Source organism: Ignavibacteriota bacterium (assembly GCA_019637995.1).
GTDB lineage: Bacteria > Bacteroidota > Ignavibacteria > Kapaibacteriales > UBA2268 > JANJTB01.
The window spans coordinates 1011485-1035157 of record JAHBUQ010000001.1 but is presented as its reverse complement, the minus strand read 5'-3'; the positions used below and the strand labels follow the sequence as shown (position 1 = coordinate 1035157).

At 34.5% G+C, this 23673-nt stretch carries 12 protein-coding genes; 7 read left to right on the top strand and 5 right to left on the bottom strand.

Features of this window, described 5'->3' with window-relative positions; translation table 11 throughout:
* Positions 1–8: 8 nt before the first annotated feature.
* Genes KF896_04150 through KF896_04140 form a run of 3 tightly spaced genes read left to right on the top strand, consistent with a single transcriptional unit; the run spans position 9 to position 4641 of the window.
* Positions 9–1259, top strand: coding sequence for a hypothetical protein (locus KF896_04150; protein MBX3042889.1), 1251 nt, complete (start codon positions 9–11; stop codon positions 1257–1259).
* Positions 1256–2491, top strand: a complete 1236-nt coding sequence (locus tag KF896_04145; protein ID MBX3042888.1) for a hypothetical protein — start codon at positions 1256–1258, stop codon at positions 2489–2491. Before KF896_04150 ends, KF896_04145 begins: the two co-directional genes overlap by 4 nt.
* A 17-nt stretch (positions 2492–2508) precedes the next feature.
* Positions 2509–4641, top strand: a complete 2133-nt coding sequence (locus KF896_04140) for a T9SS type A sorting domain-containing protein (protein MBX3042887.1) — start codon at positions 2509–2511, stop codon at positions 4639–4641.
* Here the strand turns inward: KF896_04140 and KF896_04135 are convergent.
* Complete coding sequence (locus KF896_04135; GenBank protein ID MBX3042886.1) at positions 4638–6860, bottom strand: T9SS type A sorting domain-containing protein; 2223 nt, start codon at positions 6858–6860, stop codon at positions 4638–4640. The genes KF896_04140 and KF896_04135 overlap by 4 nt on opposite strands.
* A 358-nt stretch (positions 6861–7218) precedes the next feature.
* On the opposite strand from KF896_04135, the gene KF896_04130 reads away from it, so the two are divergent.
* From KF896_04130 to KF896_04120, 3 genes are read left to right on the top strand one after another with little or no spacing between them, the layout of a single operon-like run.
* Positions 7219–11538, top strand: a complete 4320-nt coding sequence (locus KF896_04130) for a hypothetical protein (protein ID MBX3042885.1) — start codon at positions 7219–7221, stop codon at positions 11536–11538.
* A 12-nt stretch (positions 11539–11550) separates the two neighbouring features.
* On the top strand, positions 11551–15051 hold the full coding sequence (locus KF896_04125; GenBank protein ID MBX3042884.1) for a T9SS type A sorting domain-containing protein: 3501 nt from the start codon (positions 11551–11553) through the stop codon (positions 15049–15051).
* 43 nt (positions 15052–15094) lie between these two features.
* Complete coding sequence (locus KF896_04120; protein ID MBX3042883.1) at positions 15095–17677, top strand: hypothetical protein; 2583 nt, start codon at positions 15095–15097, stop codon at positions 17675–17677.
* An 87-nt stretch (positions 17678–17764) separates the two neighbouring features.
* Here the strand turns inward: KF896_04120 and pta are convergent, their stop codons facing one another.
* From pta to KF896_04105, 3 genes are all read right to left on the bottom strand, one after another.
* Positions 17765–18748: a phosphate acetyltransferase gene (pta, locus tag KF896_04115; GenBank protein MBX3042882.1), complete on the bottom strand. Its 984-nt coding sequence runs from the start codon at positions 18746–18748 to the stop codon at positions 17765–17767.
* Between the two features lie 16 nt (positions 18749–18764).
* On the bottom strand, positions 18765–20012 hold the full coding sequence (locus tag KF896_04110; GenBank protein ID MBX3042881.1) for an acetate kinase: 1248 nt from the start codon (positions 20010–20012) through the stop codon (positions 18765–18767).
* 90 nt (positions 20013–20102) lie between these two features.
* Positions 20103–21359, bottom strand: coding sequence for an N-acetylmuramoyl-L-alanine amidase (locus KF896_04105; protein MBX3042880.1), 1257 nt, complete (start codon positions 21357–21359; stop codon positions 20103–20105).
* A 116-nt stretch (positions 21360–21475) separates the two neighbouring features.
* Between KF896_04105 and KF896_04100 the strand changes: the two genes are divergently transcribed.
* Positions 21476–23326 (top strand): bifunctional homocysteine S-methyltransferase/methylenetetrahydrofolate reductase, encoded by a 1851-nt coding sequence (locus tag KF896_04100; protein ID MBX3042879.1) that lies wholly within the window; start codon positions 21476–21478, stop codon positions 23324–23326.
* A 137-nt stretch (positions 23327–23463) separates the two neighbouring features.
* Here the strand turns inward: KF896_04100 and KF896_04095 are convergent, their stop codons facing one another.
* The gene (locus tag KF896_04095) at positions 23464–23670 is read right to left on the bottom strand and encodes a hypothetical protein (protein MBX3042878.1); all 207 of its coding nucleotides are present in this window, start codon (positions 23668–23670) and stop codon (positions 23464–23466) included.
* Positions 23671–23673: the final 3 nt, after the last annotated feature.

Sequence of the window (23673 nt, the reverse complement as noted above, 5' to 3'; positions counted from 1 at the left end):
AATTTTATATGATAAATCGGATTTTTTCATTAGTTATTGCGACAGTTTTATTTGTAAGCTTGATTTCTTGCAATGACAAACCAAGTGATTTGGCAATAAATCTTCTACCTGATACAGTAGCAGTAAGTTTCTTAAGTTCACTTGACACTATGATTATTACTGGTAAATCTGTTTATTCACCGAAGTTACCAATTTTTAACAATGGCTCAGTTTTCATAGGAAAATTTGAGGATATGGAAGCTATAAGCCTTATTAATTTTGCTTATTTACCTGATACTCTTGGCAATATTACAGTTGATTTAATTGAATCGGCTGAACTTACCTTGTATCCTGACAGATATGCTTATGGTGATACTCTCGGAGGAAGTTTCGGTTTTGATATTTATCAGGTAATAAGACGCTGGACTCCTGAATCAACAACTTATGATTCAGTCATGGTTAGTCCTGCAAATTACTTCTCAACTCAAAAAATAGGTCAGTGGGAAGGTAATATTCAGCTTGCTGATACTATTGACCCTATCAAAATTGAACTACCACATGATCTGATTATCGAATGGCTCAAAACAGAAACAGTTTTCGATTCAACTTCACAATCAATGGTTCCAAAAAGAATTCCCAATTGGGGGCTTGCATTTATTCCTAAACCAAACACTAATGTCATTCATAGATTTGAAGCAGCAGCTCCTGCAAAATTATTATCATCAACAGTAGTTGTTAAGTATAAGGATGCCCAAGCTGATACAACAAAATACCTGAATCTGGTTTCCGGCATTGATGTTTCATATTTAAAATCATCTATACCCGACACAGAAAAAGTGGTAATCCAGAATGGTTTGAATTATTGGACTAAATTTGATTTTGATATCACAATGATCCCCAAATATTCCGGATTTCATAAAGTACAGTTCGAATTAACTTTAGACCCTGAAAATTCTCGTGCCGGTAATGTACCCCTTGATTCCGTGATAGAAATGGGCTATTATATTGATGAACAGAAAAGTAATTTTTTCAATTATACTGGATTCAGACAAGCTGGTACAAATAAGTACATTTTTCCAAGTCTGACATCGATATTTCAATATATCAATAAGTTCAGTGGCAAATTCACATTAGAATTGACTCCCTATGCAATTGAAAATCAGTCCCGAGAGCTTGAAAGGCTTACTTTTTTCGGACTTGATGAACCCGATGAATCCAAACGCCCAACTTTAAAAATAATTTACTCTCTTAATCCTGCTTATCTGGAGCCCGGGAAATGAAATTAAAATTATCTTTTGGTATTGCAATTTTACTGTTTTTATCTCCTCTGATTATTCTGTCGCAAGGTGGTTCAAATTTTTCGATTCTGGGTGTCGGAGACATCAATTACGGAGGCAATGCATCTTATACCGGACTTGCAGGTACTCAAATTGCTTTCCCAGCTGAAAATTCGATAAATTTAAGAAATCCTGCGATGTGGAGTTTTGTTACAAATACAAGATTACAAGCAGGATACAAATTTAATCAAAATGTAGCTTCCACAGAGGAAAGCACAATTTGGCATAATAACGGTACTATTTCAGGTTTCTCTGCTATTTTTGCAGTTGATTCGGCAACAAGTACGGCAGCAAGTCTTGGAATTGTTCCTTACAGCAATATTAACTACCTGACTGCTACCAGAACCCAGATTCAGGAAATGGGACTTGACATGAACGGAACTACTACATATCAGGGGAAAGGAGGCATTTCATTAGCTTACTTCGGTGCCTCAACTAAAATTACTGATTGGTTTGGAATTGGTGGCTCTGTGCATGCTTCTTTTGGTGTTGTTGAAAGCCTTCGGGAAACAGAATTTGATAATGATTTCTATTCGTTTAAATATACAACCCGAAGAAGCGACTTCGTTAATGGCTGGGGTGCAAAAGCTGGGGCTTTTTTTGAACCTGTAAAGAGCTTAATTTTGGGTATATCTTACGAGGCTCAGCCGGGTTTAAGTCTGCAAAGGGAAACTCAGTTTCGCTCACCAACAATACCGGATACAACTATGACATCGGATATGGACTTTTCAATACCGCCACTTTTTGGGGTGGGTGCCTCTTATAGCAGTGGAAACTTCATAGTTGGCGCTGATTTCTCTATGCAAAATTTCGCAAATTTCGATTTTAATCCCGGTTCACAAACTGAATTTACAAATGCTTATATGGCATCATTAGGAGTTAATCGTATTGGTAATCCTTCACTAAATGCAGATTTTTCAGATAGAGTTTCATACAAATTCGGTGTAGGTTATAATCAATTATATTATAGAGTTTTGGATAATCAAGTTGCCGAGTATATCGCTTCGATCGGTATGCAGTTTCCATTTCAAGGTACTTTGCTTTTGGATTTCTCTTTCACCCTTGGTTACCGGACAGCGAATGATACAAGACTTGTTAATGAATATTTTGGTAGATTCGGATTTGACTTAAGTATTGGTGAAACTTGGTTTGTACCATTCAGAAGAGAGTATTAATACTCATAGTTATTTAAATGAATCTTGACTCTTTAAAAGCAAATATTTCTTTTCCAAAATCAAGCATTTTGATATTTATTATATTTTTTTACTCAACATTTACACATTCAGCTTTTGTACAAGATTATGAAATATCTCCCGTTATATATTTAGAAATACCTGAGAGCTTCAGTCCCGGCTCCTTGCAGGGATATTTTACCTGTAAAGAAATTTATGATGAATTTGATAAAATGATTGCAAAATATCCTCATCATATTTTTAAAGATAGTATCGGTCATTCTATTGAAAATAATATTATTTACAGCTATAAGTTTTCATTTTCAGAAATTTCTCAAACTCAAGTATTATATACATCACTTCATCATGGAAATGAGCCGGGAAGTGCTTTTTCGCTGATTTATTATTTATGGCATTTGCTTGATGGTTATGATAATAATAACTATAAATCTAAGTTTATCCTTGAAAATAAGGAAATTTTCGTAATTCCCGTAATTAATCCTGATGGTGTAATTTTTAATGATACTACATATCCCGGAGGTGGAGGTATGTGGAGAAAAAATAGAAGGATTAATTCAGATGGCTCTGTCGGTGTTGACTTAAATCGAAATTATGGTCCTGATTATGCATGGGATGCTCCAAACAACGGCTCCTCATCGCGTGGCAATCTCGAAACTTACAGAGGTGAATCGCCTTTTTCAGAGCCGGAAACCCGTGCAGTAAGAGATTTTATGCGAAGTCATAATATTAAAATAGCAGTTAATATACATACATATGGCGATTGTGTAGTGCATCCTTTTTCTTATCTTACGGCAAATAGTCAAGATTCAGCTTGGTATAAATCATTCCTTCATGATAATTACAATAACACCGGATATATTTTCGGTTTGGATGTTGATGTTATAAGGTTTCCATATCGTGGTACCTCAGATGATTTTATGTATATAGGTGATGACAGATTCAATAAAGTATTTGCTATGACACTTGAAATTGGCAGGGCGATTGATGGTTTTTGGGCACCTTTTAATAAAATTCTTGCCGACTCAGAAAAATTAATTCCTTTTTACGATAATATATTGTTTTCAGCCGATAATAATATTGCTCTATATGACAAAGATATTATCAATATTGAAGATGATTTCTATTTATCGTTAAAAATTCAGAATATTGGTTTGAAAGAAATTGTTTCTGCGAATTTAAAATTGGAATCTTTCTCGGACAGTTTGATTATTTTGAATAGCTCTTTTTCCAATATAAATTTGGAATTAAATGAGGTCAAAGAATTTCTTTTCCAAATTTTGCCAAATGGTATTGAGAATGGCAGGGCTGCAAGATTTAAACTTATTTGTGATTTTGGTTTTCCCAAAGCTATAGAATTTGAGCAAATTGTTTATAAATATTATGAATATGAATTATTGAGCAGCGATTCAATTGATTATATGGTTTTTGATGGTGAATGGAATGTAATCGATACTAACGATGATAAAATTCTCCTTAGTAATGAAAATGTAAAATACAAATCAAATCAAAATTCTTATGCTCGATTTGGAATAGGAAATTTGCAGAGCTATAACAGATATATTCTAAGATTTCATCATAAATTTGACATCGAAGCAAACTTTGATTTAGGGCTTGTTTATATTACTGATGAATTTAGTGGAATAAAAAATATCAAAGATGACTTTACAGTTCGTGGAAGTGGTAGGAGTGGGGGAGTACAAGATGAGAATTTGTGGGGATTTCATGGCAACTTTTCATCTTATCATTATCCACAAACTATGGTTTTAAGTGAATTTCAGGAAAAAATTTCCGAAATTGCTTTTAATCTCAGAACTGATAACGGGCTTGGAAAATCCGGCTGGAGAATACTTAATCCAAAATTAAAAGTATTTCCTGATGTTCAAAATTTCACGTCAATTACAGAATTACCTTACAATGCCATAAGGTTATATCCTAATCCGGCTGACGAATATTTGATTATAGAAAATATTGATGCAAATACACCTTTTGAAATAATAGATTTTCTTGGAAATCTATACCAGATTAATAATGAAGTATTTGATAATAAAATCAAATTAGATTTATCGAAATTATCTAAAGGTATTTATTTCATCAAAATATCAGACCAATCAATCAAATTTATTAAAAATTAATATTTCAAGAATGTTCTTGTAACTTTTTCAAGTGGAAGATTCATTCGAAGTATATAAAATCCCGATGCAAGTCCATTCAAACTTATATCAAAATCTCTTCTGCTGATATTGGTTATTTCTCTAATCCGGTTACCGAGTAAGTCATAGATTCCTATACTAATGGCTGAATCAGGGACATTTTGTAAAAAGAGTTTATCATAAGCAGGGTTCGGGTAAACTTTTAAACTGAAATCCTGCAATATCACATCTGAAATTACCACCTTTGGAATCACGAAAATATTTATGGAATTTCGTTTGACTTTAAATTCATTACTGACATCAATTTCATAATTTTTTGGCAAAATTGGCTCATCACTGTCAATCAGATTTCTATCTTTAAAGTGATTCGTGTGAAGCTCATAATGCATCACTTTTTTTCCTGATACAATCCCTAAATTGTGATTGAATATGCAGTCTTCATCAGGATGTTTATTAATTACTGCCAGATACAATGAGTCCTCATCTGAACTTACAACAACCCTCAGCCATGGGACATTATACTCAGCCCATGGTAGGTTTGGATGCTCAGCATTGAAAACAGGTGATTTTGCAAATGATTTGTGATAATACTTCCCACTGTGACGGGAAATCATTGCTAAAGCATAGAATGACGGACTTCCCAAAATTTGCCGCTTCCCGTTTTTATCGTAACCTCTTTCGAAAAATCCGGAATTGGATGTGTGATTGACAATATCAATTATATCGTAATTTTCTAAAGTCTGAAGTGCGTGGTCTGCTGTCCACAATCCGCTTTCAAAGCTTTTCAATCTTTCTGTAAAAAACCAATTTATACCGTAATATGCAGTCCAAATTTCAGTTAAAGAGAGTTTCATATCTTCACGATTTTTTGCACTTCGCCAGTCGCGAAACATATTTATAAACATTTGATGTCCCTGATAGCCTGCTACAATAGCTTTATAAACTTCAATATCCGGTAGATTCAAAGTATCAACAAAATGCAGGTAGTGCCAGCCGTAAGAACTGAAATAATCTCCGGCGATGTCAACGCTTATATTGAAAAAATTTGAATAATCCCACAGATTTCCACCAAAAATCAGATGAATATTTGGGTCAACTTTAATCATTTCTTTTGCATGGTTGCGAAATTGAGAAGCATTGAAATATGCAGAATGCCATTGTTCGTTACCTATCTCGAAATACTTTGCACCGTAAGGCTCCGGATTACCATCTTCAGCTCGCTTCTTACCCCAATAAGTGCTAGTGTCAGAATTCAGATATTCCACCAAATCAGCGGATTCTTTCGGCGAGCCGAGCAGCATATTGGTAACAAATTGTGGTTCAGCTCCAATTGTTTTGCAAAAATCTACAAATTCGTTAACTCCAACTTCCCATCTCTGTTCTTCACCGGTGTATAAATTTGGAGACTGCCTTTGGTCAATATCACCGATTCCAAAAAACCATCTGGCTGCTTCTTCGTCTGCTACTGTGCCACCGGGATATCTAATAATGCCCGGTCTCCATAATGAATACAAATCAAAATATTCGCGTCGAACCTGATTGACATGGTCATTTGGTAATAGTGAGGCTTCATCAATAAGCAGAGTCCCTTTATCACTAAAAAATACTACAAGTCTGCTTTTGTAAATATTCATACCGGCAGGGATTTCTACTTCAAATTTTTTCCATTCATTTTCTGTGATTCCGAGTGGCGAAGTGAAAATTATACTGTCAGCTTTGATAAGAGATTTAATCATAAAATTGACTTCAATCCGGCTATCGGATTTCATATAAATATAAAACTTAGAACCGGCATCTGAAAAATATGTATCCTGAAAAATCCCGACATTTACTCCTTCATTGCTGTTGGATATTGCCTGAGAATAAACCCCATTCTTATTATACATATCATTTCGGTTTAGATAATAATCTGCTTCTTTTGATTCGATATATCTCCACCAGAATCTTGATACACCAAATTCGTAATAATTCATATCAAATCCACGATTTCTAAGCTCCTGTGCTGCAAATCCAAGATTACCACTTACAAAATCATGCACTGTTTCGATAAATGCACCATGAACCATAGGGGAGACAGGAACATAATCATGATTTAAGTCTATGAAAACATCAGCTTTGTATTCATTAGTTAAAATTATTCCCTGCTGTAATAAAATTAATATTAAGCATAGATTCAGATACTTTGTTTTTATATTAGTCATATGTAATTATTACAAATTTAAGGAACTAATAAGCAAAAATAGTAAAAATTTTAAACCTAAAAAAATATTACAAAAATATCATATAACAATTAAATGTAAAATTAATCAAAAAAAATGAATTTAACTAAAAATAAATATTGATAAAGTTCTTCTTAACAAAAGAGTTATAATAGCAGATTATTTATAGAATATTAATGATATGTTTAGTTTAGAATATGACATAACTATGATGGATTAAGATACGATATTTAAAATTTAAGTGGCAGTTCCGGTAACTAAATGTCATCGGTTTCCTTGCAAAAGGAGTATTGAGTTGAAATTATTTTTACGAATTATTTTTTTTATACTTGCAGTCACGATGGCAAAAGGTCAGTTAGAGTATTCTAACTGGTTTTTTGGTAATTTTGCCGGTTTAACTTTCAACACTCCAAATAATGAACCTCAATTCCGTTTTGGTAATAGAATAGCACAATTTGAGGGTGTTGCTTCAGTATCATCAGCTCAGGGAGATGTTTTACTTTACACAAATGGAGTATTTGTTTACAATGGTAGCAATGAGATGATTAATACTCCAAGTACTCCACTTTCAGGTCACCAATCATCATCGCAATCAGCAATACTTTTTCCAAAACCCGGAAGCTCAACGTTATATTATTTGTTTACTGCGGACGCAGGCGAATATACAGGCGAAAAAAATCGCGGAATCAATTATTCTGTTATTGATATTACTCTTAATGAAGGTAAAGGCGACTTTATAGAGTTTAATGTTCCGCTGATTGTAACAGCCTCTGAGCAGTTGAGTGCAACCTATCATGCCAATGGAATTGATATTTGGGTTGTTGCGCGTGGCTGGAAAAATAATAATTTTTATGCATATCTTATCACTGAAGACGGAATTAAAGATACTGTAATTACATCAATTGGTTTTACACGTACATCAAATAATAATACAATCGGATGTTTGAAGTTTTCACCTAATGGCAGTGTTGCGGCTCTTCCTGCTTATGAAGCCGAATTTGTGGAATTGTTTAGATTTGATAATAAATCAGGTGTTTTTTATAATCGAATCCAAATAGATATTCCGGATAATTATAGTCTTTACGGTGCAGAATTTTCACCAAACGGAAAAGTTTTATACATAACCCGTAGCAAGAGCCCTTTTGGATTTTATTCTCTTTACCAATTTGATGTTTCTGAGTATGATAAGAATGCAATCCAATCATCTTTTTTGCAGTTAGCTCATAATGAAGGTCATGTTGGCACATTGCAACGTAGCATAAATAATAAAATATATTTAGCTCCCCTTAATGTTTCATACCTTCATATTATTGATTCGCCAAATACTTTGGGCAACGGTGCAAGATTTCTCGAAAGGAATGTATTTCTAAATGACAGTCTGAGCCAATTAGGATTGCCACAAGTATTTAAAAGTCCGGATAATTACAAAAGTTTTGCTGCCTGCGAAGGTTCTGATGTTATTTTGGATACTGATGATTTTTTATATGATACCATTCGCTATGAATCATCTTACTATTGGACCGGACCAAATGGATTTCAATCAATATCTCCAAAGCCGGTCATTGAGAATATCGCACTTTCTGATTCAGGAACATATTTACTTACAGCTGTTTACAATATAGATGGACAGGAACTAATAACAAGATATTCAATTTTTTTAAGAATCGGCAAACAAATTAATATAAGTATAAACGGCACAAAAACTATCTGTAAAGGAAGATTTACTGTATTTACCTGTGACACTCTGAACAATAATTTTAGCTACATTTGGAGCAATCGCAGTCGTTCTCCATTTATAACAGTCAATCAGGAAGGATTGTATAAATTATACGTTACTTCAGAGTATGGTTGTGTTGATAGCGCAGAAGTTTATCTTACTGTTCTTGATGCACCTGAAGCAGTAATAGAGGGAGATAGACTTATATGCAGAAATAACTCAGTTGAGCTTTATTCTCGAGAGCAGGATGATGAATATAGTTACTGGTGGTCAACCGGAGCAACTACACCTCAAATAACAGTTGATGAGCCTGGCGAGTATAAATTGGTAATATCAAATTTAATCGGATGTAAGGATTCTTCAACAATTACTGTCGTTCGATACAATAATATCAAGGTGAAAATTTTAGGAGATACAATTTGGTGTTCAGAAGGGTTAGCCAAATTAAGAGCCGAAGTTACACCTTATGACTCCACTTTAAAATATAAATATTTATGGTCAACAGGTGATTCGACAAGTGAAATTTCAGTCAACAAAACCGGTACTTATGCAGTTCTTGTAACAATTGAAAATCAATGTGTTTACACAGATGAAGTAACCGTCACAAGGTCTGAAAATCCAAAACTCGAATTAAATATTCATGGTTACATCGAATTGTGTGAAGGTCAGTCAATCAGTGTAGATGTCAATAATAAAGATTCGCTAGTAAATTATGTTTGGTCAGATGGTAACAAAGATTTTCCGAGAAAAATTTCTGATTCAGGAATTTACAGAGTAATAGCCATAAACAAAGATGGTTGTCAATCAGAATCGGAGTTTGAAATTCAGATTAATCCTAAACCTAAAGCGGAAATTATGATTTTGGATGAAGAAAATATTTGCAATGCTGATTCACTGATTTTATCTGCTAATCCTAAAGGTGATAATTATCGGTATCTCTGGCTTAATAACTCATCAACTAAGGAAAATCTGACAATTTTTAATTCCGGCAAATATTTTTTAGTTGTTATAAATGAGTTTGGATGTAGTGATACAATTTCAATAAATATTGAATTAGGAAAAGGACTTCCTGTTAAAATTACGGGTAGAACAACAGCTTGCGCCGGAGAAATTCTTACACTAACTGCAAGTGTGAATTATCAGGGCAATCAGTCGAATTTATCTTACCTATGGTCAACAGGGGAGACTTCCAAATCTATTGATATAGACTCTGATGGTGAATACAGTGTTTTTGTAGTTCACTCTTCCGGCTGTCAGGGTTACGACACAGTTAGAACAAGTTTTTACGAGGTACCAGTTCTCATGCTTAATTACGACGCACCCCAAACTATTTGTCAAGGTGATAATATTGAAGTTAAACCTGATAGTATTGTAAACAATTGGGTTTATTATTGGGATGATGGTTCTTATGAAATTCCAAGAATAATTTCTGAATCAGGAACTTATAAACTTTACGCTTTAAATGCCGGACAATGCATTGACAGTGCTGAATTTGAGTTGAAAGTTGTTGATGCACCTGCTGCCAAAATTATAATTGATGGCAGGAATAAACTTTGTATTGGCGAAACGACTTCTTTAAAAGTTGCTGATTTTGATGCAGATAACATTTATTTATGGTCTGATGGAAAATCAGGAGAGATTATAGATGTAACTGAACCGGGAATGTATTATTTGACTGTAACGAATAAGACCGGATGTTTTTCAACCGACAGTGTTGAAATTATTTCGGCAAAAATACCGGAAATTGTATTATCATTGGATATTCCATATTTATGCAATAATGACTCGTTGATTGTCCGTGTTTCAGGTGACTATAATGAGATTATTTGGGAAGACGGAAGTACTGGAAATGAAATCAAAGTTTACAATCCCGGATTTATTAAAGTAACTGCAATTTCAGATGATGGCTGCATAGCTGAAGATTCAATTTATGTACCTGAATTCAATACATTTATTGATGTTAAAGCCGAAAATCTGAATTTTGATTTAATATGTCCCGGTCAAACTTCTGAAATGTCATCATTTATAAAAAATAATTCAGATTTTGCAATACAAATTCATAAGGTGATTTACGAAGGTTCTGATGAATTTGAATTGACTTCAAATCCTGAAGGACAGTTGGTTTCAGCTAGTGAATCCCTTCAGTTACCTTTAATTTTTAAGCCATTAAACAGAGGAAATTTTATCGGAAAATTTAAAGTGTATTATCAGCATTATTGTCCTGATTCATTGGAATTGTTCATAAGTGGTAGCAGCAATTTTACAAGTATAATATCACTACCTGAAGTTGATGCAATAGCCGGTGATACGATATGTTTTGATATTTATTATAAATTTGAATGTACTGATACTATAAATTTCAACGGAAGTGCCCGAATTATTTTGTTATTCGATTCAGAGTATTTTTTGCCAATTGATTTATCCATCGGAAGAATATTACGAAATGAAATAGTCAATGGAAAAAGACTACTTGAAATCATGTTTGATAATTTGAATTTGTCAAGTATTAGTGGCACTTTAGGAATGGTATGCGGCGTGGCAATGATAGGTAGTGAAATACCATCTGAAGTTAAAATTTCCGAATTTGAATGGTCTGATCCAATTGGAGGAAGTTATGAGCATGGCTCAATTAAAACCGATGCCTGTGCCATTGATATCAGAACTATAAAATCATTTATTTCAACTTCTGTTAATATTACTCCCAATCCTGCAACAGATTTTATGAAAATTGATGTTATTTCCCAAGAAAGAGGTATATTTGTATTAGAGTTGATTAACTCAACTGGAACTTCTTTTTTGATTGACAAATGGGAGAGTTCCGACGGTGAATTATTTATGCGTGATTATAAAGTATCAACTTTTGATTTCCCAAGTGGAGTCTATACTTTGAGGCTTTTGTCTCCATGGTATGTTAACAGCTCACAATTGATTATTGTAAAATAGTATGCTGAAGATATGTTCAAAAATATATTATGTAGTTTATTTGTAATAATTTTATTTATTTCAGATTTATACTCTAATAACCCAAAAATTTGGGATAACTGGTATTTTGGAAGAAATGCCGGAATGACTTTTAATACAACAAACAGAATACCTGCAACTCTAAACGACGGGAAATTATATACCTTAGAGGGTTGTGCATCAATATCAGACCCCGATGGAAATCTTCTTTTTTATACAAACGGTGTATATGTTTATAATAAAAATCATGACATTATGATTAACGGAGTAGACCTAAAAGGACATAACTCCAGCACTCAATCAGCCTTGATTTTAAAGAAGCCGGGCTCTCAAAATATTTTCTATATTTTCACAACCGATAAAGGACCTTATGAAGGTGAGTCTGAGCACGAACATTGTTTCTCGATTGTTGATATGAATGAAGATGAGGGAAGAGGTGCAGTTATAGTTAAAAATATGGTTTTGCACTCACCTGTTGTAGAAAAATTGACTGCTGTAAGACACGCAAATAATGAAGACTACTGGATTATTGCACGAGGTATGAATGATAATAAATTTATTATATCACTCCTTTCTGAAGGGGGTATTGTTGATACTAAAATATTCAATATCGGACCAACCTATTTTCCATTTCCTGCCTCACCTGAATTTTCACTTGGACAGATGAAATTTAATCCAAAAGGTGATTTGATGGGGAATGTTGTTTATGGAGCTAATAATTTAGAATTATACAGATTTGATAATTCAAGCGGAGTTTTTACAGGTTATTTGGGTATTCCTGTCCAGGAGGAGGTTACTGCACTATACGGTCTTGAATTTTCATCAAATAATAAATTTGTTTATGTAAATAATCTCTTTGGTCGTATTTACCAATTTGATGTTTCAGAATTTGACTCCTTAAAGATTTCCAACAGCTTGAATTTAGTTTATGATAGTTTGGATTTCAGCTTTCAGGAATTCGGTCAAATGCAGCTTGCTCCAAACGGAAAGATTTATATGGCGCTATCATATGATACAATGCTGGCTGTAATAGATAAGCCTAATGTTCCCTCTCCATATTGTAGATTTAACAAACGTGCTTTTGGATTAAATGGAGCTTTATCACTTTTCGGACTCCCAAATAATATAATTACCGGAACTTACTACAGTGTTGATATTTATGGCAGGGAAATTTGTCTTGGCGATGGGGATTCACTGGAATTATTCTCTATAGTATATCCTGAAGATGAAGATTATGTTTATGATTGGACCGGACCTAACGGTTTTCGATCTAATTTGCCAAACCCTGTTATTCCTAAAGCAGGACTTGCAAACTCAGGAAAATATGTCTGTCGGGTATCGGTTGACGGGCAGTTTTTCCAAGCTGACTCTACAATTATTAATGTTTATGATTATCCTGTTGCTGAAATTTCAGGACCAAATACAATTTGCCCGCCTGAAATAATTAAGCTGAGCTCAAGATACAAGGCACCTGAGTATATTTATGAATGGTCAAATGGTTCAAATGAAAGCGAAATTTTAATCAATAGTCCGGGCAGATATTGGTTACTCATTTCAAATCCGGCGGGATGTCCTACAGATACAGTCTTTGTTGATATTGATAATGCCGATAATTTATCTATCATATTTGAAGACGAAACTACAATTTGCAGCGGTCAGGGAATCGAATTATCACTTGATAAAGATATTTATACTCCATTACGGGATTATAAGTTTAAATGGGCTACAGGTGATACTACTGCGTCAATTTTTGTTAATAAAGCAGGTTTCTACTCCGTTACAGTTACAAGAAGCGGTGGTTGCAGCGGCACTGATTCTGTCTATGTAAATGAAGTGGAATCACCGGTAGTTGATTTAAATTTAAAAGACACAATAAGACTTTGTTCAGGTGAAATAACTTTACTTTATCCAAACGATACAAATTCTGTATGGAAGTACATCTGGGCTGATGGTTATCCTGAATTGTCACGTGAAATAAGTCAGTCCGGTTACTATAAAATGTATGTAACAAATCAGGGCTATTGCATGGATTCGGCTTCAGTTATGATAATATTTTATGATAATCCTGTTGCTGATATTGAGTATAATAATTCTCTGATTTTATGTTATGGTGATTCAGTAAACCTGGTAAGTAAGTTTGCAGAACCGGATTATAATTATTTTTGGTCAACAGGAAGCAATGAGCAATTTATTACAGTGAAAGAAAGTGGAAAATATAAATTAATAATTACTAATCAATTCGGTTGCAAAGATAGCAGCGAAGTTGAAGTTTTTGTGGCTGAAGAAATTAATTTAACAATCAATGCTGATAAATCATATTTATGTTTAAATGATTCTCTAACATTACAGTCTAATTCAAGATATAAATCTTATAAATGGTCAACAGGCGATACGACTGATTTTATTAGAGTTTACTCAGCAGGAAAGTATGAACTGATTGTTGAAAATGATTACGGTTGTAAAGATACTGCAGAAGTTGTAGTAACTGATATAAGTCTGTCGGCTGAATTTTCAAAACGAGAATTAAGAATTGACTCTCTTTGCGTTGGTGATTTGTCTTTACAAGAACTTGAAATCATTTATAACTCGTCAGAAGTAATTGAGTTTACCGATTTTGAGTATTTTGGTGATGATTTTGTTTTTGATGTAAATCAGACTATTGATAATGTTTCAGAAGGAGTTTATGTCCATAACGTGTCATTTACTCCCGGATTGAATAAACCGGGAATTTATAATGGTGAAATTGTAATTACTATCGAAAAGCCTTGCTATTCAAGGTTTTCTATACCGATTTATTTAAAAGTATACTCAAATTTTGAATTTTCAGCACCGGAAATGACTGCTGCACCCGGCGATAAAATATGTATTCCGATAAATGTAAAATCTACTTGTGGAAACTCCGGCGATATAATTTATTCTCCTGAATTCAGTCTTGATATGATTCCTGAACATTTTTTCCCTGAATCAGTCAACGGTGGTATTTTACTTGAGAAACTATATCTTGACAGCATAAGAACTTTACGTTTAAAAATGGATGAGAGTGCTTTTCCGGCAGGAACAAGTCGCAATATAGAAGTATGTGGCACAGTACTTGTTGGCAAGGAAGCTCCAAGTCCAATATTGATAAAAGATATTGATTTGAACTCTGATTTTATTCATTATACAATTTCACAGGGTTCGCTGAGTATTGAAGGATGTTTTCAGGATTATAGAATTATTAAAACATACAAACCGTTGAATATGAAAATTAGTCCTAATCCTGTAAGGGCATTTACAGAAATAATTATCGAATCTCAGGAAGTTGGCAAACATTTTGTTGATATATATTCAGTTGACGGAAGATTAATTGAAAGTTATGAGCTTAATAGTTTTGAAAATATGAACTTACAAATTATTCAAATTAATCCCGATAAATATATCCAAGGTATTTATCAGGTAGTTTTAAAATCACCTTGGAATATTATTACCGAAAGAATACTTGTAATTAAAGATTAGTAAATTGAAATTTTTACTTTTAATATTATTTAGTTTTTTTGTAATGGTCTCAATATCTGACTCGAGAAATGAGACTGTAAATTGGCATTTGGGTGATAACGCCGCTCTTACTTTCAATACGCCCGACGGCAATCCGGTTCCAATTAGTAACTCCGGATTAAGTACACTTGAGGGATGCTCATCAATTTCAGACACAAACGGCAACTTGCTTTTCTATACAGATGGAGTTAGAGTATGGAATAGAAACAATAAGATAATAAACAGGGAACAGGAGCTTACAGGTCATTATTCCTCTACTCAAAGTGTTCTAATTGTCCGAAAGCCGAAATCTTATAATATTTTTTATATATTCACAACCGATGCAGGTAAATATATTGAAAATATTGACCCTTCACTCTATGAAAACAGAGGTTTGCGATATTCTGTCTTGGATATGCATCTAAATGACGGACTTGGTGATATTATTGAGTATAATGTACTTCTTCATGTTCCGATAACTGAAAAACTTACTTCCGTTTTTCATCAAAACGACGAAGACATATGGATATTAAGCCACGAATGGGGAAACAAAAATGTACTTGCATATTTACTCACTGAAAATGGCATTACAAAAAGTATTATCAGCGAAAGCCTTACCGGACACATGGGTGATGCCGATAAATATATAGGACACATTAAATCTTCACCCAAAGGTGACAAGATTGCTTATGTAGTACAAGGATTCAATTTTATTGAATTACAGGAATTTGACAATGAAAGCGGCGTACTAAGCAATTCAATTCAAATTTCAACCGACAACAGGGTTAATAACTACGGGCTTGAGTTCTCTCCAAGCGGGAAACTAATTTATGTGACTGATTATAGTACAAACACGATATATCAGTATGATGTATCTATACATGATGCTGATTCAATAAAAGCAAGTCAACATCTGGTAGCTTCTGTTCCCAATGTTCATTCTATCGGTGCGCTTCAGCTTGCTCCAAATGGTAAAATTTACGTCGCTCAGAACGAGCAAAGGCATCTGGGTGTAATTCCATATCCTGAAAAACACGGTGATTCTTGTATATATATCAGGGAAGGGGTTTTTCTTGGTAGTGATTTTGGTGTAAGGTCAAGATTAGGGCTACCAAATTTGAACCAAAGTTTGTATCAGTTTAAGGTGAAAATTGATTACAGTGAAACTTGTCAGCACAACCCTCTCAGGTTAAGAGCTTTGTTGCAGTCTGATTTTGACAGTGCTGAATTTGAATGGTTTGGTCCAAATGGTTTCTACTCAACAAATAAAAATATTTCCCTGACTGAGGCAAATTTCCAAATGAATGGAATATATAAAGTTATAGCTAAATACCGCGATTATATTTCTTCTGATAGTGTGGAAATTGTAATTAAGGATGCTCCTCAGGTTAGAATTAAAGGAGATACATTAATTTGTCAAAATACATTTTCCAAACTGGAAGCTTCAATCAAAAGTGACACTTTGGAATATTACTGGTCGAATGGAAGCAAAGGCTGGCAAACTACAATTTCCTATCCAGGAATATATTATTTGGAGACTTTTTATCCCAATGGATGTTCATCTAAAGATACGATTGTTGTCAAAGGCTTGATTACAAATTCCGGTTTTACAGATGTATCCGCAGGGCATTTCTTCGAAATTCCAATTGATAAGCCGCATATTATCAATCTTGAATTTTTTAATTTCGGAATGGAGGATTTGGCAGTAAACTCTATTTTTATAGCCGCAAATTCTTACCAATTAAAAATAATTGATAATATTAAACAAAACAATATAATTAAATCAGGTGATAAAAGAGAATTTAAGATTGAAATTTTCAGTAAAAAGCCTGTTAAAATTATTGATACTTTTGTTGTTGAAGTTGTATCACCGTATTGTATAATGGAGTATTATGCTGAAATTAAGGGCGATATTATAGTTCCTGTCAAATCTCAAATTTTGTCGCTGAAAGCAAGTCCTGCTGAAATAATCGAAATTCCGGTAAGAACTATTATCTCAACACAAACCGATACATCATTCAGGATGCCCTTTAAAGTTGATTTAAGTTTTCCCGCAAACTATTTCTATCCTGAATCTGTAACAAACGGTGAAATAATTGAAAATTTCATTATTGATAATATTCGTTATATTTCAATCAAGGGCGTATCGGTTAATTTATCTTCTCATGAGAATAATATTTTCCGACTGAAAGGTAAAGTTCTCGTGGGTGATACCGAGCCGGGCGAGTTTGTTATAAACAAAATTGATTGGGGCAATGAGTTATTTAAAAATACTTTCGATTCAGGTGATTTGATTTTAGAGTCATGCACTTTGGCAATAAGACCTATTCAGGTCTTTAAGCCCACAAAAATGTCTGTTTATCCTAATCCAGTAGTTGATTCTGAAGTAAACATCTCGGTATATTCCACTGAGAGAGGATTATTCAGGCTTGTTTTGCTAAACTCTTCAGGAAATATGAAAGAAATAGTTACTTGGCAAAGAGATGATTCGGATTCAGATGAATTCAATTATAAAATAAATCTTGATAAATTCTCTACCGGAGCATATCAGCTAATCCTTTATTCTCCTTGGTATATCCGAACTGAAAAAATCAATATCATAAGATAAAACTTACAAAATTTTGAATTTATAAAAATGGCTGTTTCAATTTGTAAATTATACTATTGAAACAGCCAATTTTTTTTATTAAATAAACTACTTCGCCATCAAACTGCAAATTGCGGATACAGTTATCATATCATCAGTCGAACATCCTCGTGATAAATCACAATAAGGTTTCTTCAAACCTTGTACAATTGGTCCTACAGCTTCAGCACCGGCTAATCTTTCAGTTAGTTTGTAGCCGATATTTCCAGCATTCAAATCGGGGAATACAAGTACATTAGCATTGCCGGCTACCTTACTTCCAGGGAATTTCTTGTTACCGATAGCAGGTATGATAGCTGCATCAAGTTGCATCTCACCATCTGATGGTATGTGAGGAGCCTTTTCTTTCATCATTGAAGCAGCAGTTTTGACTTTTGTGACTAAGTCATGTTCAGCAGAGCCATTAGTCGAAAATGAAAGCATTGCAACCTTAGGTTCGACACCTGTAATTGCCTGAAAATTTGTAGCTGAGCTGATTGCTATATCGCAAAGCTGAGCAGGATTTGGATCAGGGTTTACAGCACAATCAGCAAAACATAACATTTTATCAGGGAATGTCATTATAAAAAATGAACTGACAATTGATATACCAGGGGCAACACCAACTGTATAAATAGCTGCACGCATAACATTGCCTGTAGATGATACATTTCCACCAACGACAACTTTTACGCGGTCAGTTTCCAGCAAAAGTCCGGCAAAATAAAGCGGGTCTTTCACTGTTGCCTGCGCTTGCTCTATGGTCATACCTTTAGCTTTTCTCTTTTCAAATAGTAAATTTGAAAATTCGTTATGCAAATCACTGGATTCAGGGTCATGAATAATTATTCCCTCGAGATTAACTCCGTTTTCATTAGCAACGCCTGTGATTTTATCAGGATTTCCAACCAAAACAGGAACAGCGATACTCTCTTTAAGAAGATATTCAGAAGCTTGTAAAGTTCTCAAATCTTCAGCATCAGGGAAAGCAACTGTAGCATTAACAGCTTTTGCTTTTTGACGCATTTCATTTATAAAAGGATTTTGTGACATTTTTTTTTCCTATTAATTATGATAAAGGTGCATTAAGTACAACACGGCAAGTATCACGAGCCATGATAAGCTCTTCATTTGTAGGAATCACGTAAACTTTCACTCTTGAATCTTTCTTGCTGATAATGCCTTCTTTGCCGCCTACAGTTGAAGCATTTTTCTTTTTATCAAGTTCTATGCCGAGCCAGTCAAGACCTTCGCATACTCTTTCGCGGATTTCAACTGCATTTTCTCCGATACCACCTGTAAAGCAAATTGCATCAGCGCCATTCATAGCTGCAATATAAGCTCCTATGTATTTTTTAATTCTTTGACTAAACATTTTCACAGCAAGAATTGCGCGTCTGTCCTGATGTTCTGCTTCTTCTTCCAAGAGGTCTCTCATATCATTTGTAAGACCGGATATGCCCATAATACCACTGCGTTTGTTAAGCATATTGAATACTTCGTCCATGGTTGAAGCTTCTTTGTGTGAAATAAATTCAACAACTGACGGGTCAATGTCCCCGCAACGTGTACCCATAATCAAACCTTCAAGCGGCGTGAATCCCATTGAAGTGTCAATTGATTTGCCTTCTTTGATGGCACAGGCTGAAGCACCATTACCAAGGTGAAGTGTAATAATATTAGTTTTTTCTTTAGTTACACCTTCCAAAACTCTGTATCTGAATGAAACAAATCTGTGTGAAGTACCATGAAAACCGTATTTACGGATTTTATACCTGCGGTAATACTGATAAGGAATAGCATAAAGATATGATTCCTCAGGCATAGTCTGATGGAAAGATGTATCAAAAATTCCAACCTGTGGAATAGAGAGCCCAAAAACTTCCCGAGCTGCTTTTATACCCTTGATATTGGCGGGGTTGTGAAGCGGAGCTAAATCTATATTGTCTTCAAGACATTTGATTACATCGTTATCAATTTTTACCGACTGGCTGAATGTTTCGCCACCGTGAACAGTTCTGTGACCAACTGCATGAATATCTTCAAGACTGTTGATGCCGGGTATCTTCGAATCTTCAGAAGTAATCCAGTTAATCAAGTGCATTATTGCAGCTTTATGGTCGCGGATTGGGGCAGTTGTTTTATATGTTGCCTGTCCGTCAGCTTTGTAGGAAATTAGAGCCTGACTACCGATGCGTTCGATTAAACCTTTAGCAAGCTGCACATCTTGCTGTTTTTCGATTAGGTCTAAATCCGTTTGTACAATTTGGAATTTCAGCGATGAACTTCCACAGTTAATTACTAATATATTCATAATGATACCATTATTAATGACAAAAATGCAAAATATTTCATTACAAATATAACACTATTTGCTAAATTAAAATAAAATAATGTGGTTTTTATGTTATTTTTTTCCCGATATTGTATAAATAATTCCATCGGTTAGCCAATTTGCAATTGCCTGGCGATTGTTTGGCTCGATAATTCTAATTTGGTCTCGTGGATTCTGAATATTCCCTATTTCGATAAATACAGAAGTAGGTTTAACATTACGCAACATATAAAGTCCCCGAGAGCTAACCGAGCCTTCATACCCGCGTCCGGGCTGGGCTTTTTCATATTTTTGCTTGATTGTTTTCATAAGATTTTCAGCCATTGTTTTGCCATCGGTATTACCGTCTTTATAATAAAAGAAGATATCAACATTTTTACCTGTATATCTTGAATCTACATGAGTTTCAATGCAATACTGATTTTTACCTCTGGACAAATTTTTGTTATACAGCTCGTTTATAATTGCTGTTCGCCTTGTCAGCCGCTCATTCTGCTGAAGTGGTATTGCTTCATTTCCAATATGAAATTCATCATAGGAATTTTTAAGATACTTATCATCTCTGATTCCATCGTTCGGGTCCTGCACAATCACATATACATCAGCTCCATATTCAATCAATCTTCTTGCCAGCCTCAGAGAAACATCATAGGCATACTCATCCTCATGAAGTTCTATGCCGTCTTTATAACCCACTGCACCCGGATCAACACCACCGTGTCCGCTGACAATATAAAAAATACAATCCTTTAAGGTATGATTAATGATCTTAACAATCTTATAATTATCTCCAAAAAGTGGCTCCGTAACCTGACTTGTAAGGTTTTTTAGTTCCTTTGTCTGATTTGAAGTTTTTTTCGAATCTGATGACATCGAAAGTGGTAGCCAAAGAATGAGATCTTTTCTATAATCACCTGATTTTAATCCTTTTCTGTGCATTTTCAAATTGTAATTTTGTATTGATTTAGCAAATTCATAATCTGAAATATCTAAAGTAGTTCTGATGCTTTTAGAGTTATATTTATAAATTCTGATTGGAAGCAAATAATATTCTCCAACCATCAAACCATTGCGGGAAGTAATTTTTGAAGAATTATTCTCTTTGATGAAATCTATATTGTATGAATTAGCATCTAAGCCATAACGCATTAATAAATTTGTTATGCCATCACCGGATTTTACTTTTGCAGTTACATATTCTATATCCTGACTGAGTAATATTTCAGAGAATGCAGAGAAAATCAAAACAAGAAAAATTGTATAGTAATACCCTTTAGCTTGAATAGGGTAATTTGGTTCTGATGTATTTAAATTATATTTTATAATCATATTATTTGAAAAATGCAAACAAATATTATTCAAAGATAATTACTATAAATATAATATCAAAGTCTTTGAACGTTATTATAGTTTTTAATTGAGTAATTTTTCATTTAATATACAAAATGCAGCAAATAAACGAAATTTTAAATAAAATCAAATCCGGAGTTTTATTATTCGATGGTGGATTTGGTACAGAATTATATAATCGCGGAATATTCATAAATCGTTGTTTCGATGAAGTCAATTTATCCAATCCTGCACTTGTAAAGCAAATTCACGATGAGTACTTAAAAGCAGGTGCAGATGTAATTGAAACTAATACTTTCGGCGCTAACAAATATAAGTTAAGTAGATATCAGCTCGCAGACAAGGTTTATACAATTAATCTTCAGGGTGCAAAACTTGCTAAAGAATCAGCCGGTAATGATGCTTATGTAGCTGGTGCAATAGGACCTCTCGGCATCAAAATTGAGCCACTCGGGATAACTTCTGTCGAAGAAGCAAAAGAAGCTTTCACAGAGCAAATCGAAGGATTGGTTGACGGTGGTGTGGATATGCTGATTTTTGAAACCTTTATATATCCTGAAGAGCTTCTTGTTGCAATCGAAGCAGCTAAAGAAATTTGCGATTTGCCTGTTATTGCCGAAATGACCATAGATGAAGACTGCACTTCTCTCACAGGTGCAGAGCCGGAATTTATAATTTCAATGCTATCACAAAGTAAAGCAGATGTATTGGGAGTAAATTCAACAGTCGGACCACAGGTAATGCTTCGCTGGCTTGAACGTGTTCGTCCTCTTACTGACAAACCTCTCGCTGTAATGCCAAGTGCAGGCAAGCCGCGAAATATTGATGGTCGGAATATTTATCTTACTTCACCTGAATATATGGGTGAATACGCTAAGCATTTTGTTCAGGCAGGTGCAAGTATCATTGGCGGCTGTGTTGGTACCGGACCGGAGCACATCAAACGTATGCGAAATATGCTCAATGCTATCAAGCAGGAAGAAAGAAAATACGAGTTCGAGAAAGTTAATATCATTCCACCAAAAGATGTAGTTTTAATTGAAAAGCCCCAAAAGTCACGTCTGGCAAGAAGACTTTCTGCCGGTCACTTTGTTACTTTTGTTGAGCTCTTGCCGCCTCACGGATTGCTTTCAGCTCCGGTTATTGAAAAAGCTAAAGAGATGTTCTATGAGGGAATTGATGTCATTAATATTCCCGATGGTCCTCGTGCAAGTGCAAGGATGTCAGCTCTTTCACTCGCGATTCAAATTCAAACACAAGTGGGCATTGAAACAGTACTGCACTATGTCTGCCGTGACAGAAATGTTATCGGAATCCAGTCTGACTTGCTTGGAGCTTACGCTTTGGGTCTGAAGAATATTCTCGCTATTACAGGTGACCCACCAAAACTTGGTAACTATCCCGACGCTACTGCCGTTTTTGATGTGGATTCTATCGGACTTGTTAATATAATCAATCGACTCAATCACGGGCTTGATATTTCCGGCTCGCCAATTGGAATTCCTACAGGATATTTTATTGGTGTCGGAGCTAATCCAGGGGCTGTCAATCTCGATGAGGAAATTCGCAGATTAGACTGGAAGGTTGAAGCTGGTGCTGAGTATATCGTTACTCAGCCTGTATTTGATTTGAAAATATTTGAAAATTTCTTAGAAAAAATTCAACACATCAAATTACCTGTCATTGCAGGACTTTGGCCCCTTACATCAATCCGGAATGCTGAGTTTATGAATAACGAAATTCCCGGCTGCAATGTACCTGAATCTGTAATCGAACGGCTAAGAGTACATAAGGATTCAAAAGATGATTCGATTAAGGTCGGCATTGAAATTGCACGTGAAACACTGGATATTATGAAATCATATATTCAGGGTGTTCAGATTTCTGCTCCCTTCGGTAGGGTAAAAAGTGTTGTGGATGTTATGGATGGATTTATACTGCCGTAAATTTAAATTGATTTTATTGAAATTGATATATTGAATAAAAATCAAATATACTGATTCCTTCTAACAACAAATGCCCTATTTTTTGATTTTTATATTAAGAACTCCACTAAATACAATATTTGAATCAACAACTATTTTCAGGCGGTAGTCCTCTCACTAACCATCTTTTTCCAAATAGACTTACTTACATCTTTTGATAATTCATCAATTTGTTCCTGAGTTGCTTTTGATTTTGACACAATTGACTTGTATTCGAGCAAGTCAATCATCCTTTGCAACTCATCAATATCGAATGTTACAGGCAGTCTGACTATTATTTCATCCTCTGTTCTTTCTATAGTCATTAT

Coding starts and splice junctions, on each gene's coding strand:
- KF896_04150 (MBX3042889.1), top strand. CDS start 9: ATGATAAATCGGATTTTTTCATTAGTTATTGCGACAGTTTTATTTGTA.
- KF896_04145 (MBX3042888.1), top strand. CDS start 1,256: ATGAAATTAAAATTATCTTTTGGTATTGCAATTTTACTGTTTTTATCT.
- KF896_04140 (MBX3042887.1), top strand. CDS start 2,509: ATGAATCTTGACTCTTTAAAAGCAAATATTTCTTTTCCAAAATCAAGC.
- KF896_04135 (MBX3042886.1), bottom strand. CDS start 6,860: ATGACTAATATAAAAACAAAGTATCTGAATCTATGCTTAATATTAATT.
- KF896_04130 (MBX3042885.1), top strand. CDS start 7,219: ATGGCAAAAGGTCAGTTAGAGTATTCTAACTGGTTTTTTGGTAATTTT.
- KF896_04125 (MBX3042884.1), top strand. CDS start 11,551: ATGTTCAAAAATATATTATGTAGTTTATTTGTAATAATTTTATTTATT.
- KF896_04120 (MBX3042883.1), top strand. CDS start 15,095: ATGGTCTCAATATCTGACTCGAGAAATGAGACTGTAAATTGGCATTTG.
- pta (MBX3042882.1), bottom strand. CDS start 18,748: ATGTCACAAAATCCTTTTATAAATGAAATGCGTCAAAAAGCAAAAGCT.
- KF896_04105 (MBX3042880.1), bottom strand. CDS start 21,359: ATGATTATAAAATATAATTTAAATACATCAGAACCAAATTACCCTATT.
- KF896_04100 (MBX3042879.1), top strand. CDS start 21,476: ATGCAGCAAATAAACGAAATTTTAAATAAAATCAAATCCGGAGTTTTA.
- KF896_04095 (MBX3042878.1), bottom strand. CDS start 23,670: ATGACTATAGAAAGAACAGAGGATGAAATAATAGTCAGACTGCCTGTA.